The sequence below is a fragment of the Enterococcus massiliensis genome (assembly GCF_001050095.1).
GTDB classification, from domain to species: domain Bacteria; phylum Bacillota; class Bacilli; order Lactobacillales; family Enterococcaceae; genus Enterococcus_C; species Enterococcus_C songbeiensis.
Genome location: NZ_CVRN01000006.1, coordinates 252,219 through 265,317 on the forward strand (window position 1 = coordinate 252,219; position 13,099 = coordinate 265,317).

Here is a 13,099-nt window from a genome sequence, read left to right on the forward strand (position 1 = left end):
ATCAAGGAGTTTTTTTATGACAACCATTGCAGATGTTGCAAAAGCAGCCAATGTTTCTAAGATGACGGTTTCTCGTGTAATCAATCATCCGGAGAAGGTTACAGATGAATTAAAAAAATTGGTATATCGTGCGATGGGTGAACTTGATTACCAACCGAACATTATGGCAAAAGCACTCGCAAATAAACGAACACAAATCATAAAGTTATTTATTTTGGAAGAAATTGATTCGACAGAACCATATTATATGAATCTGTTGATGGGAATCGCTAGAGCGGTTGGGAACTGCCACTATTCCTTACAATTAGTGACAAAAGGAGAGTTTGATACGAATAACTGTGATGGCGTGATTATTACAGGATTTCGTAAGAACGATTTGGAATTGATAAAATCTATTGATAAACCAGTCGTGTTATTTGGCGAAAATGATCAAAATTTTGATTTTGTCGATTGCGATAATTGGTACGGCACGAGAACCACCACGAAGTATGCGATTGAAACTGGCTATGAACAGATTGTTTATATTGGTATGGATGTTGATGAATCCTTCGAACACGCTCGAGAAAAGGGCTATCTGGAGGAAATGAAGCAACATCAAAAAACGGCAACGGTTTATCATTTTAATAATCATTCCACCCTTTCCCAACAATTTATTGAAAAAAATTGGCAAGAGTTTCTAAAAAATACTTGTTTTATTTGCAGTACGGATCGCTTAGCAATCGGTATTGAGCGGGGAATTCAAAAATGTGGCGGATCAATACCCGATGATTTTGGAATCATCGGGTTTGATGGCGTTTTTCTCGATCAGATAAGCTTTCCCAAAATGACAACGGCAAAACAGCCGTTGGTCACCATGGGCGAAGCGTGCGGGGAAATGCTAATTAAAAAAATTGAAGCGGGTGGAAGAAGTCAAGGATATCGCCGTTTTTTGCCAGGACTCGTCGTGAGAGAATCAACGAAAAAAGCAAAGGAGTCAACAACATGATTACATCTGCAATCTATCATCGTCCAGAAAGCGAATTTGCGTATTTGTATAAAGACAAAACCATGCATGTAAGACTGCGAACAGCCAGAGGAGATGTGAAACAAGCCAATCTTTTACATGGCGATCCCTACACACTAAATGAAGAGAAATGGTACCAACAAAAATTACCGATGACCAAATATTTATCGACAGATTTATATGATTATTGGGTCGTTGATACGGAAGAAAAATATAATCGCATGTCCTATGCTTTTGAAGTTGTTGGACTGGATGGCATTCGAGCGTTGTTCGGTGACCACGGGATTTATCCTTTTGAAGAAAATTATTTGGCGATGCCCAATAATTATTTTCGGATGCCGTATTTTCACGATGCCGATCGTTTCCAAGCGCCGGAATGGGTAAAAAAGACGGTATGGTATCAAATTTTTCCCGAACGGTTTGCCAATGGGGATCCCACCAATGACCCCGAAGGAACATTAGCATGGGGATCGAAAGCACCGGATCGGCAGGATTTTTTTGGTGGGGATTTACAAGGTGTGATTGATCACTTGGATCATTTAGTGGAGCTGGGAATCAACGGTATTTATTTTTGTCCGATTTTTGAAGCCTACTCTAATCATAAATACGATACAATTAACTATTTGAATATTGATCCGGCCTTTGGTGATAAGGAAACCTTCAAAAAATTAGTGGACGAATGTCATCGCCGGGGAATCAAAGTAATGCTGGATGCAGTATTTAATCATATTGGGGATACCTCTCCACAATGGCAGGATGTAATTAAAAATGGCAAGGATTCTCCTTATGCTGATTGGTTTCATATTCATGAATTTCCGGTTTCTTACCAAGAGAGTGCTGACTTTGAGCAAGCCTCTAACATTACCTATGATGTGTTTGCCTTTACCCCTCACATGCCAAAATTAAATACGGCAAATCCTGAGGTCAAAGCCTATCTGTTAGAAATTGCAAAGTACTGGATTGAAGAATTTGATATCGATGCGTGGCGTTTGGATGTTGCCAATGAGGTGGATCATCAATTTTGGAAGGAATTTCGAAAAGTTTGTGATGAAACAAAAAAAGATTTCTATATTTTAGGCGAAATTTGGCATTCTTCACAAAGTTGGTTGCAAGGCGATGAATTCCATGCGGTTATGAACTATGCGTATACCGATGCAATTATGGAATTTTTCGTTAAAGATAAAATTCCTATGACGAAAATGGTCTCAGAAATCAATAGTCAGTTGATGATGTATCGTCAACAAACCAATGAAATTCAATTTAATGTGCTGGATTCTCATGATACACCACGTTTACTGACAGAAGCCGAGGGAAATAAAGATTTAATGAAGCAGGTTCTGGCATTTACCTTCATGCAGCCGGGCGTACCTTGCATTTATTACGGTGATGAATTTGCAATGACCGGTGAAATGGACCCAGATTGTCGGAAATGTATGGACTGGACGTCAGGAAATCAGGATATGTTTGCCTTCTTCAAAGAACTGATTGCCTTTCGTAAAAATAATCAAGCTATTTTCTCAGAAGGAAAAATGGTTTGGCAGCAGGTAGAAGAAGAGCGTGGAGTGATTGAATTGCAGCGGCAAATCAACGAACAAACGGTGAGAGGGCACTTTAATGCCAGCAAAGAGCTGCAAGAGATTCCATTACCAAAAGAAATTCTCCTGTCTCATTTGACGAGTGTTCAAGGAACACACTTAGTAATTTCACCAAATGGATTTGTGATCACGAAATAGACTGAAACGTTAAAAAAGCGAGGGAATAACATGAAAAAAAATTGGTGGCAAGAAGTGGTGGTTTATCAAATTTATCCTCGAAGTTTTATGGATGCTAACGGAGATGGTATCGGGGATTTGCGAGGAATCATTTCTAAATTGGACTACCTTGAAAAATTAGGTATTGGTGCGATTTGGTTGTCTCCTGTTTATCAATCACCCAATGATGACAATGGATATGATATTTCCGATTATCAAGCAATAATGACAGAATTTGGCACTATGGCAGATTTGGATGAATTGATTGCTGAGGCAAAAAAACGTGGGATTCAATTAATTATGGATTTAGTAGTCAATCATACATCAGATGAACACCACTGGTTTATTGAAGCGAAAAAAGGTCAAGATAATCCTTACCGGGAATATTATGTGTGGGCAGATCCAGTCAATGGGAAGGAACCGAATGACTTGCGTTCCACTTTTTCTGGTTCAGCATGGGCTTTTGACGAAGCGAGCGGACAGTATTACCTTCATCTTTTCAGCAAAAAACAACCAGATTTGAATTGGCAAAATCCAGCAGTTCGTCAGGAAGTCTACGACATGATGAATTTTTGGATCGACAAAGGCATCGGTGGTTTCCGAATGGACGTAATCGATTTGATTGGTAAACTTCCTGAAAAGAAAATTACCGGCAATGGTCCACAGCTGCATGAGTTTTTACAGGAAATGAACCAAAAAACTTTTGGCGGAAAAAATTTATTGACCGTTGGGGAGACGTGGGGAGCGACACCTGAAATTGCCAAAGAATATTCTGATCCTCGACGAAAAGAATTGTCGATGGTTTTCCAATTTGAACATATTGGACTAGATGAAATTCCCGGAAAAGAAAAATGGGATTATCGTCCATTGCAAGTTGCTGAATTAAAGGCAGTATTTGCAAAATGGCAAAATGAGCTTGGGGATGAAGGCTGGAATTCCTTGTTTTGGAATAACCATGATTTGCCACGAATTATTTCTCGCTGGGGAGATGAAAATGATCGGGTAAAAAGCGGAAAACTGCTGGCGATTTTGCTGCATTCATTAAAAGGAACGCCGTATATTTACCAAGGGGAAGAAATCGGGATGCTTAATCGCCAGGTGACGGATATTTCACAAGTGGCGGATATTGAAAGTATCAATATGTATCATGAGCGTCTGGCACAAGGAATCAAGAAAGAAGAAATCTTGGCGGCTATCAATCGGAAGGGCCGAGACAATGCTCGGACGCCAATGCAATGGAATGCTGGAAAAAATGCTGGATTTACTACAGGTACGCCTTGGTTAGCAGTCAATGAAAACTATCCGAAAATCAATGTTGAAGCAGCCTTGGCAGATGAAAATTCCTTGTTTTACACTTATCAAAAGCTGATTCAATTACGAAAAGAAAACCCAATTGTTGTTTGGGGTACTTTTGAATTGATCGAAACAGCGCCAGAAGTAATCGCTTATTATCGACAATTGGGAGAAGAAAAATGGTTGGTAGTCAATAATTTTTCCCGCCACTTAAATCCATTGCAATTGCCAGCTACGACAGTGTTAGAAACAGTGATTCACAATGAAACGGAAAAAATTACGGATGTAGAAAACTTAGTATTGCATCCTTGGCAATCATTTATAGTGAAGGTGAAGTAATGGAACAACAATGGTGGAAAAACGCAATTGGGTATCAAATCTATCCGCGTAGCTTTAAAGATTCGAATGGGGATGGGATTGGTGATTTGCAAGGAATTATCGAAAAATTGCCCTATTTGAAAGACTTGGGGATCGACTTTATTTGGCTTAATCCAATCTATCAATCACCCAATGTGGACAACGGGTACGATATTTCAGATTATCAGGCAATTCAAGAAGAATATGGCTCAATGGCAGATTTCGAAGAGTTATTGTCAAAAGCACATAAAATTGGCCTTAAGGTGATTTTGGATTTAGTTGTTAATCATACGAGTGACCAACATCCATGGTTTTTAGAAGCAAAAAAAAGCAAAGACAATCCATACCGGGATTATTACCATTGGCAAGATGCCAGCGAACAAAAGTTGCCAAATAATTGGCAAAGCTTTTTTGGAGGTTCGACATGGACGTATGATGAAGTAACAAACCAAGCCTTTTTTCACGTTTTTGCTCCGCAGCAACCAGATTTGAATTGGAAAAATCCAAAGGTACGGGAAGAAATTTATCGAATGATTCAATGGTGGTTGGATTTGGGGATTGATGGTTTCCGTCTAGATGCTATCAGTCATATTCAAAAAGCAGCTTGGCAGACCAAAATCAAAGATAATCCTTGGGCACCATTTATGAATGTTGCCGGTATCGATGCGTATATGCAGGATTTAAAGAAGATTTTTGATGAATACCCGATTATGACCGTAGGAGAAGCGAGTGGTGTAACCAGTAAAAAAGCGGTTGGTTGGACGAATGCCGATGGTTATTTAGATATGATCTTTGAATTGGAACACAATGTTCGAGAAGGAGAACCCGGCAAGGAGCGAATCAATTTATTAGGTTTTAAAAAAGTTTTGGCCCGTTGGCAAAAACATTTGGAAAACGATGGCTGGAATGCACTTTATATTGAGAATCATGACAATCCACGATTCAATACGATTCTTGGTAATGAAACGGCCAAATCCGCAAAGGCCTTGGCAGTGATGTATTTGTTGTTAAAAGGAACACCATTTATTTATCAAGGACAAGAAATCGGGATGACCAATTTTCCTTTTACCAGTATTGAACAAGTGGATGCCAAAGATACGCATCGGTACTATCAAAGTTTATTGGCAGAAGGTCTTTCTGAATCAAAAGCGTTAGCTATAACCACACGTTGGGCACGGGACAATTCTCGAACACCAATGCAATGGGATGAGAGCGAGAATGCTGGTTTCACCGCTGGAACACCGTGGTTGGCTGTCAATCCTAATGCTGCAACTATCAATGTTGAAGCGGAGGGAACGACAGACTCTGTTTTGGCTTTCTACAAACAATTGATTGCTTATCGTAAAGCAGAACCCATTTTCACAGAAGGGAACTTTGATTTATTGTTGGCAAACGATCCCGATATTTTTGCCTATCAACGACAATTTCAAGGGAAGACCATCGTTGTTTTAGTGAATGCCAGTGAAAAAACGCGGAGAATTGAATTACCTAAACGTTTGCTCGCTTTTCAATGGGAATTAACCCTCGCTAACGGAAATCCGACGAAATTAGCGCAACGAATGACCTTAGCACCTTATGATGCATTCGTATTTGAAACAAAACAAACAGAATAGCTTGATAAAACATCACGGAAAAAACGCCGCGATGTTTTTTAATCCTTGATATATCAATGTTTCCCTCTCTGACTGTTTTTAATTTTGCAAAAATTATCAACGAATTTTAATAAAATAACTCTTATTATTGTTTTTTGCGGATGCTTGCGTTATCCTTTAAAACGGTCAAAATGAAAGGAGTTTTTTTTATATGTTGAACTACTAGTGTTGCATAGATAATATCAGAATAGTCTGAAAATTAATTCTCGTTAAAAATTGCCAAAAAGTCGAGTGCTTACGCAACGGATGACTATTTTTCCAGAAATTACACGTTTATTCAAATGAAAACTAAGAGAGACGACGATAAAACAATGAGAATCAACCTGATCTATGAAGTTCCAACCAACTTTCAGCTGGCTCGAACATCAGATAATGAAAGGATCTTTTCAACTGAAAGAGTGTCGCTGTCGTTTCAAGTTCAATCTTCACCATATAGGTTAGAAGGGATGCAATAAGGGTAAGTATCACTTGATTTATTGCACCTTGTTCACTTCGTGAATAAAGATGTTTGATGGTTAGATTCTGTTTCAAATGCTTAAAGAAAAGTTCAATATGCCAGCGTGCCTGATACATGTCTGCTACTTCATTTGGCGTGACATCAAACCGATTGGTTACAATTCGTAATAGTTTTTGCCCGTTTGTTAGTACAGTGACTAATCTGAATCGTTCAGTGACATGATTGACACCACCACCTAGAATGACGTGCTGATCACTAATAATTTTACCATCCGTTGTTTCAGGTTTAGTCACATCAATTTGATCTAGAATAGTGATTTTAGTATTACCCTTTATTCTTGTCACAAAGAAATAGCCATCTCCATGCAGTTTATCCAGTAATTTGTAATCGAAGTAACCCCGGTCAACGACATAAGTTGCTTCTGTCTTATCAGCTAACACTTCGAACTGTGTACGATCGTGTTCACTAGCGTTTGTGATGGTGAAGCTTTCTGGATATTGATTGTTCTCATCGAGGTAACAGAGATTCAGATGAAGTTTGATTCCAGACTTCGTCTGGCGAAACTTAGCCCAGGGAAACCATGCTTTGTTTAGTGGAATTGTTGTTGAATCAATGATTTGTAGGCTTGTTGTCTTTGAACTGGGTCTTTGTTGGGATATTTTTTTTACCAATTGCGTGAAAATCTCCATCAAAACGTTTTGATCAATTTTTGCAGTTTTACGAGACAGCGAGCTGTAGCATAGTGACTCAATGCCCACTTCTTTGCATAATCGTTGATCTAAAAAAGCACGATTGATTTCTCGATAGCTGGGTAAGTCCTCATAAACTGCGTGAAGAAGGATCTTTAAAGCTGATCTAAAATCTAGTTTCTTACTGTAATAATCGAATGTTTGAATTGAATTTTTGGCATTCTCAGATAAATTATCAAGATTTATTGAAGAAAGCCATTTCTGAAATGATGTTTTTAAGTTATACTTATCCATACGTAGGTCCTTTTTATTGGTCTTGGATAAGTCATCCAAGAGTAGTATAAAGGATTTTTTTGTGCGTGAATAGCTTTAAATCAAGGATTTTACAAGTTAGTATTTCTTTGCAACACTAGTGATGTTGAACAAAATAGGGAGAATTGGTGTCGCGACAATTTTGTTGGGAGGGTTATTTGTTGTGCCCGCAGCAGAAAATTTTGCTGCTCAAACGACGATGGCTAGAGAACCAATTTATGTAACGGATACGGAAATATTTTTTGCAGATACTGGGGAAAATATCCATTCGAATATTGTCAAGGTCACTCCCGGTCAAGTGTTGTCTTTAGGAGCATTGGTTCACTTTTATGGGGGCAGTTTGGCTGATCCTTCTGGAATTCAAGTATCCATCAATGAGGCTCCAGCGGGCGTTTCGATAATCAATGAGACAATGCTGCAGCCAGATCCGGATAATCCTAAAATGGGAACGGCATTTTTTGATTTAGTGATTCCTGAAGAGATAGCTCTCACTCGTTTTACCATCAGTTTTTCTGTAAAAGGGGCGGAAATCGGTAGTTATGCACCAGAAACGATCACCTTTGAAGTAATTACCGGCGGAGATTCAAGTTCCAGCGATTCCAGCACAGAACCAAGCACGAGCAGTAGCGATTCCAGCACAGAGCCAAGCATGAGCAGTAGCGATTCCAGCACGGAACCAAGCATGAGCAGTAGCGACTCCAGCACGGAACCAAGCACGAGCAGTGGCGATTCCAGCACGGAGCCGAGCACGAGCAGTAGCGATTCCAGTACAGAACCAAGCAGGAGCAGTAGCGACTTCAGCACGGAGCCAAGCATCAGCAGTAGCAATTCAAGTACAGAAGAATCTTCTAGCGGTGAGAAACCAGCGACTTCTACTTCGATGGTTCCGTTGATGTCTAATCAAAGGAGCGATTCACAAAAACCAACAACAACTTTCGCTCAAAATAAAAAACGGCTTCCTAAAACAAATGATCAAGCAACATCTTTGTGGATGGTGGGAGCGGGGATGATTTTGTTAGGACTTGGTGGAGTTGTTTTACGAAGAAAATAAAGAATCTGAACGATAAGGATTAGGTGACTTTCGTTTTTCATCAAAAAATATGGTAGGATAGAAAAAAACAGAAAGATTCTAAAAATGATGAAAAAAACGATTATTTTTCTTTTCTGTCTGCTTTTCTTGACGGGATGCGGAGAAAACCAAGCATTTGATCGCGGTTTTTCTAAAGGAATCACAGCAACCGCCAAAGGGCAATACGAGCAGGCATTGGCTTATTTTTCTTTAGCGGAAAGTTTAAACCCTGGAGATAAAGAGCTTTCTCAGTACCAAGAACAGGTGGAACAGCTACAACACAGTACCGAGGAGATTGCTAAAGGCAAATTATCTGCTGCAAAAAAAATCGCTGATCAGGTGGTCAGGAATGAAAAAAGTTCCCGAATTATCAAACAAAAAGGAAGCGAATTGCTTGCAGAAGTTGCGGATCTTGAAAAACAAGTGGATCAGGTCAATGACCAAATCAATCAATTACAGGAATTACTTACTAGTGGAAAAAGAAACGAAGCTATTGAGCAGCTTGTAAAAATCCAAAAACTTGATCTGACTCCCGCCTATCTTGCAGATGAACAAACTCGTGTGCAGCAATTGACGATACAATTGGTGGAACAACAAGCAGAAAAATCAGAAGCAGTAAATGATAAACCGGCTGTGACAACGGTGAAAATCCCCCAAGAGCTGCAACAAATTTGGTATGATGCACCAACTGATGATGCACAGCGGCAACCGATTATGGAAATCACAGAGACGACAGTTCATTTTTATTATAATGATCGGTTTTATACGATTCGTTCTTTTCAACAAAGAATGGATGAATATATCTTAAATTGGGATATGAATCTTTTTGCGGAACGTTACGGTCCCCAAGCGTTAGGGAATGACCCATTGCCTTTCCAATTCTTTTTGACAAAAGATGCCCATACGGCAATTTTACAAATGGGTGAAACAACGATGTACGGAGAAATAAAATAAAGCGTTCGACCTCAAAAATCAGCATAAAAGCTGATGATTGTGGTCGAGCGTTTTTTATCGGTAGAAAGATTGAAACGCATTCGTCAGCTCCAGCGAAGCCTTCGATAAAATGGTTTCTTCGGGCAAGACAGCGGTACCTTCTGCCCGCACGATAGCGACTTGGTCAAACCCCATAATTTCTTGAAACATACTTTTAAGATAGTTGGGGGCAAAATCCAACGTACGATAGATAGTATTCTCTGTGTAGAGGGAACCACTGGCAAAAAGCAGCAGCATTCTGTAATTGTTCTTCATCAAGCCAACGGAAACTTTTCCGTTTTCATCTGGTGCATCAAGATAGCGGAAAGTTTCTCGAGCAATCAGGATATTATCAAGATAATCTTTTAATGCAGAAGTGATATTGAAATTATGCAGTGGGGATACGATCACGATACGTTGATGATTCTTGAACTGCGCCAGTAAATTCTGTGACGTTTGGGCAACCACTTTTTCTTGACTAGCTAAAGGAAGTCCTTCAGCCTGTTTTGTCCAAATCGTCTGCAATTCTCCTGGAGTGATTCGGGGAATTTGGGTTTCATAGAGATTTAAAACCGTAGCTGTTTCGTGGGGAAATTCTTCAGCAAATTTTTTTAGAAACAATGTTTGTAGTTTTAGTGAAAAATGTGCTGGATTTAAGTAATCGGGATGGGCGTTAATAAGTAAAGTTTTCATGTTTGAGTTCCTCATTTCCTTTTGATATACTCACTTTACTATCTAAAGGTGCCAAAATAAGTCACCATTGAAATGGAGAAATAAAATGAATAAATCGGAGCGATTAAACCAAGAGATGATTTTTCTCAGTGGAAAGACTACTTTTCAGGTGAAGGATCTAATGGCGGAATTTCATGTCTCGAAGCGGACAGCACTACGGGACATCGCCGAGTTGGAGCTTTTGGGATTGCCTTTTTATGTAGAAAACGGACGCTATGGCGGGTATCGTTTAATCAATCAAAAATTGTTGGTGCCGGTGTATTTCAGTAATGAAGAAATTCAGGCGATTTTTTTTGCATTGAAAGCTTTGTCCTTATTATCCAGTACGCCGTTTGAAAAATCTTATGAACATATTCGTCAAAAACTATTAGCCACCATTCCTGAAACGCAACAGCAGCAAGTTTCTCAACTTTTAGAGGTCATTGATTACCTTAGCGTACCACCAGTAAAAGAACTAAAACATCTTCCGCTGATTTTGCAAGCGATTTTGGATGAAAAAGTGATTACGGCAACGAATCAGCAACAGGATGACCAAGTGGTTCAACTACAAATTTTGGAACTGTTTTATCGTAGAGGTATTTGGTTTTGCAGCGGCTATGATATGGAAAGAAAAAAATGGGGAACCTATCGCTGTGATTATTTGAGTGAGGTTTCTGTGAATGAAAAAATCACTAAAACCTATTCTAAGAAGGAGTTAAAGCAGTTTCAGGTGGACTATGAAAATACCTATCACACGATTCCTTTTCGGTGCCGATTGACAGAATTTGGGAAAGAACTATTTTTAAAGAATCATTATCCTAATATGCAACTGGAAGAGAAAGATGGAAAGGTCTATATTATCGGCGGCTACAATCAAGAAGAATTGGCGTATATGACCCATTATTTCATTTCCTTTGGTCGCAATGTGTTGGTGGTGTATCCGGAGGAATTGAAGGAAAGTGTGTTGTCCGAAGTTCATTTGCTCCTCGCAGATTATCAAGAGGAAAAGAATTTCTCTTAGTTGCTAGCGTTATGCTGTTGGGTTTGCTACAATGGACGAGGACTATTTATATATAAGAAGAAAGAAGGATTTGCATGATTTCAGCAAGCGATTTAAGAGCAGGTATGACATTTGTCCAAGATGGCAAATTGATCAAAGTATTGGATGCCAGCCATCATAAACCTGGTAAAGGGAATACCGTTATGCGTATGAAATTAAAAGATGTACGTTCAGGCGCAACGTATGATACAACATTTCGTCCAGAAGAAAAATTTGAAAAAGCACACATTGATACAAATGCAGTGCAATATCTTTATACCATGGATGACACCGCATTTTTCATGGATTTAGAAAGCTATGAACAATATGAAATTCCAGTAGAAACTGTGGCTGACGAAATGAAATACATTTTAGAAAACATGGAAGTGAAAATTCAATTCTTCGGCAGTGAAGTGATTGGGGTTCAATTGCCATCTTCCGTCATCTTGAAGGTCGTAGAAACACAACCATCAATCAAAGGTGCAACCGTAACAGGTTCTGGCAAACCAGCAACGATGGAAACCGGCTTGGTAGTGAACGTTCCTGACTTCGTTGAAGAAGGCGAAGATTTGGAAATCAACACAACAGAAGGCACATACATCAAACGTGCATCAAAATAAGAAAAAAAGTCAGATCAATCGATCTGGCTTTTTTCTTTCAGTTGCTCATTTTTTGACAGCTGATTAAGAGAAGCCGAGGTTCGTAAATAAGCTTCTTTTTTTTGCCGAGTAAGTTTTTTGAAAGCAGCTTCGGCTTTTGTCGCTTCACTGCGGGTAGCGAAATGCTCGGCATGGATCATCTGAACGGGACGGCGACTTTGAGGGTGGGTATACTTTGCGCCTGTTCCGCTGTTGTGTTCTGCTAAACGTCGTGGCAAATCCGTAGTGTAGCCGCCATAAAAACTGCCGTCCTGACACAAGAGAACATAAAAATAATGATCATTTGCCATAAAGCATCTGCCTGATTTCTGTTGTATAGTGGTTGTCGTCATCGTAAACGATCAATGAAGGGTTGATCTTGAAGCCATCTGTTTTGCCGTCTTTGATTCCCTCTACCAATAAAACATTGGCATCTTTTTCTTTTTTAGGGTGAACAAAGCGGATACGTTTTGGTGCGATCCGATATTTTTTCATCAGTTCTAAAATATCTAAAAACCGATCTGGGCGATGGACCAACGCAAAATGACCGTTCATTTTCAAAAGTTTGCTGGAAACAGCAATTACTTCTTCCAAGCTAGTCGCGATTTCGTGGCGGGCTAAAGCCAGATGGGGATTAGGATTTTTTTCGTTTGTTGGCAGATCACGAAAATAAGGCGGATTGCAAACCAAGAGATCAACCGAATCGTGTTTGATTTTTGTGAAACTGTCCTTTAAATCCAATGTATACATGGTCATTTGTTCTTCTAAATGATTCAGTTGGATACTACGGCGAGCCATATCTGCCAAGCGATCCTGCAACTCAATCTGATAAATGTGGGCTTGTGTTTTGCGGCTAAGGAATAGACCGACTGCACCGTTTCCTGCGCACAGGTCGACGATGGTTCCTCTCTTAGGAATACGAGGGAAATTTGCCAATAAAACTGCATCCAAGGAAAAGGAGAAGACCTCTGGGCTTTGGATGATTTGAATGTCGTCGGCATAGAGTTGATCAATTCGTTCGCCGGAATTTAACATAAAAAGACACCTACTTTAAAAAAAGTTATAGAAGTATTATACTACGTTTATATTTTTCAGCAAACAAACAAAAAGACTTGTCAACCAGAAATTTTTTTTGCATACTTAAGAATGTATCAGA

12 protein-coding genes are annotated in these 13,099 nt (G+C 39.4%); 8 read left to right on the forward strand and 4 right to left on the reverse strand.

Translation table 11 applies throughout. The annotated features are described in order from the left end of the window. Positions 1 to 16: 16 nt before the first annotated feature. The 4 genes from BN1875_RS05950 to BN1875_RS05965 are packed head-to-tail and all read left to right on the forward strand — an operon-like array spanning position 17 to position 6,017. Positions 17 to 985, forward strand: coding sequence for a LacI family DNA-binding transcriptional regulator (locus tag BN1875_RS05950; protein WP_048603934.1), 969 nt, complete (start codon positions 17 to 19; stop codon positions 983 to 985). Beyond that, positions 982 to 2,736, forward strand: coding sequence for a glycoside hydrolase family 13 protein (locus BN1875_RS05955; RefSeq protein WP_048603935.1), 1,755 nt, complete (start codon positions 982 to 984; stop codon positions 2,734 to 2,736). The genes BN1875_RS05950 and BN1875_RS05955 overlap by 4 nt, the downstream gene beginning before the upstream one ends. A gap of 30 nt (positions 2,737 to 2,766) precedes the next feature. Continuing rightward, entirely contained in the window at positions 2,767 to 4,386 is a 1,620-nt protein-coding gene (locus tag BN1875_RS05960; protein WP_048603936.1) for a glycoside hydrolase family 13 protein, read from the forward strand. Beyond that, positions 4,386 to 6,017, forward strand: a complete 1,632-nt coding sequence (locus BN1875_RS05965) for a glycoside hydrolase family 13 protein (protein ID WP_048603937.1) — start codon at positions 4,386 to 4,388, stop codon at positions 6,015 to 6,017. The genes BN1875_RS05960 and BN1875_RS05965 overlap by 1 nt, the downstream gene beginning before the upstream one ends. 357 nt (positions 6,018 to 6,374) lie before the next feature. Here BN1875_RS05965 and BN1875_RS05970 read toward each other — a convergent pair whose 3' ends face one another. After that, positions 6,375 to 7,496 (reverse strand): IS4 family transposase, encoded by a 1,122-nt coding sequence (locus tag BN1875_RS05970; protein WP_048603023.1) that lies wholly within the window; start codon positions 7,494 to 7,496, stop codon positions 6,375 to 6,377. A 181-nt stretch (positions 7,497 to 7,677) separates the two neighbouring features. On the opposite strand from BN1875_RS05970, the gene BN1875_RS05975 reads away from it, so the two are divergent. After that, positions 7,678 to 8,565, forward strand: a complete 888-nt coding sequence (locus tag BN1875_RS05975; protein WP_048603938.1) for an LPXTG cell wall anchor domain-containing protein — start codon at positions 7,678 to 7,680, stop codon at positions 8,563 to 8,565. 84 nt (positions 8,566 to 8,649) lie between these two features. After that, positions 8,650 to 9,537, forward strand: a complete 888-nt coding sequence (locus BN1875_RS05980) for a hypothetical protein (RefSeq protein ID WP_048603939.1) — start codon at positions 8,650 to 8,652, stop codon at positions 9,535 to 9,537. Between the two features lie 54 nt (positions 9,538 to 9,591). Here BN1875_RS05980 and BN1875_RS05985 read toward each other — a convergent pair whose 3' ends face one another. Continuing rightward, positions 9,592 to 10,248 (reverse strand): FMN-dependent NADH-azoreductase, encoded by a 657-nt coding sequence (locus BN1875_RS05985; RefSeq protein WP_048603940.1) that lies wholly within the window; start codon positions 10,246 to 10,248, stop codon positions 9,592 to 9,594. Between the two features lie 85 nt (positions 10,249 to 10,333). Here BN1875_RS05985 and BN1875_RS05990 point away from each other — a divergent pair, with 85 nt between their 5' ends. Together BN1875_RS05990 and efp are read left to right on the forward strand one after the other, a co-directional pair. After that, on the forward strand, positions 10,334 to 11,287 hold the full coding sequence (locus BN1875_RS05990) for a helix-turn-helix transcriptional regulator (RefSeq protein ID WP_048603941.1): 954 nt from the start codon (positions 10,334 to 10,336) through the stop codon (positions 11,285 to 11,287). Positions 11,288 to 11,361: 74 nt separating this feature from the next. Then, a complete protein-coding gene (gene efp, locus BN1875_RS05995; RefSeq protein ID WP_048603942.1) occupies positions 11,362 to 11,925 on the forward strand; it encodes an elongation factor P in 564 nt (187 codons plus the stop codon). A gap of 14 nt (positions 11,926 to 11,939) precedes the next feature. Here efp and BN1875_RS06000 read toward each other — a convergent pair whose 3' ends face one another. Together BN1875_RS06000 and BN1875_RS06005 are read right to left on the reverse strand one after the other, a co-directional pair. Further along, positions 11,940 to 12,254, reverse strand: coding sequence for a GIY-YIG nuclease family protein (locus tag BN1875_RS06000; RefSeq protein ID WP_048603943.1), 315 nt, complete (start codon positions 12,252 to 12,254; stop codon positions 11,940 to 11,942). Then, positions 12,244 to 12,978: a tRNA1(Val) (adenine(37)-N6)-methyltransferase gene (locus BN1875_RS06005; protein ID WP_048603944.1), complete on the reverse strand. Its 735-nt coding sequence runs from the start codon at positions 12,976 to 12,978 to the stop codon at positions 12,244 to 12,246. The genes BN1875_RS06000 and BN1875_RS06005 overlap by 11 nt, the downstream gene beginning before the upstream one ends. Positions 12,979 to 13,099 lie beyond the last annotated feature (121 nt).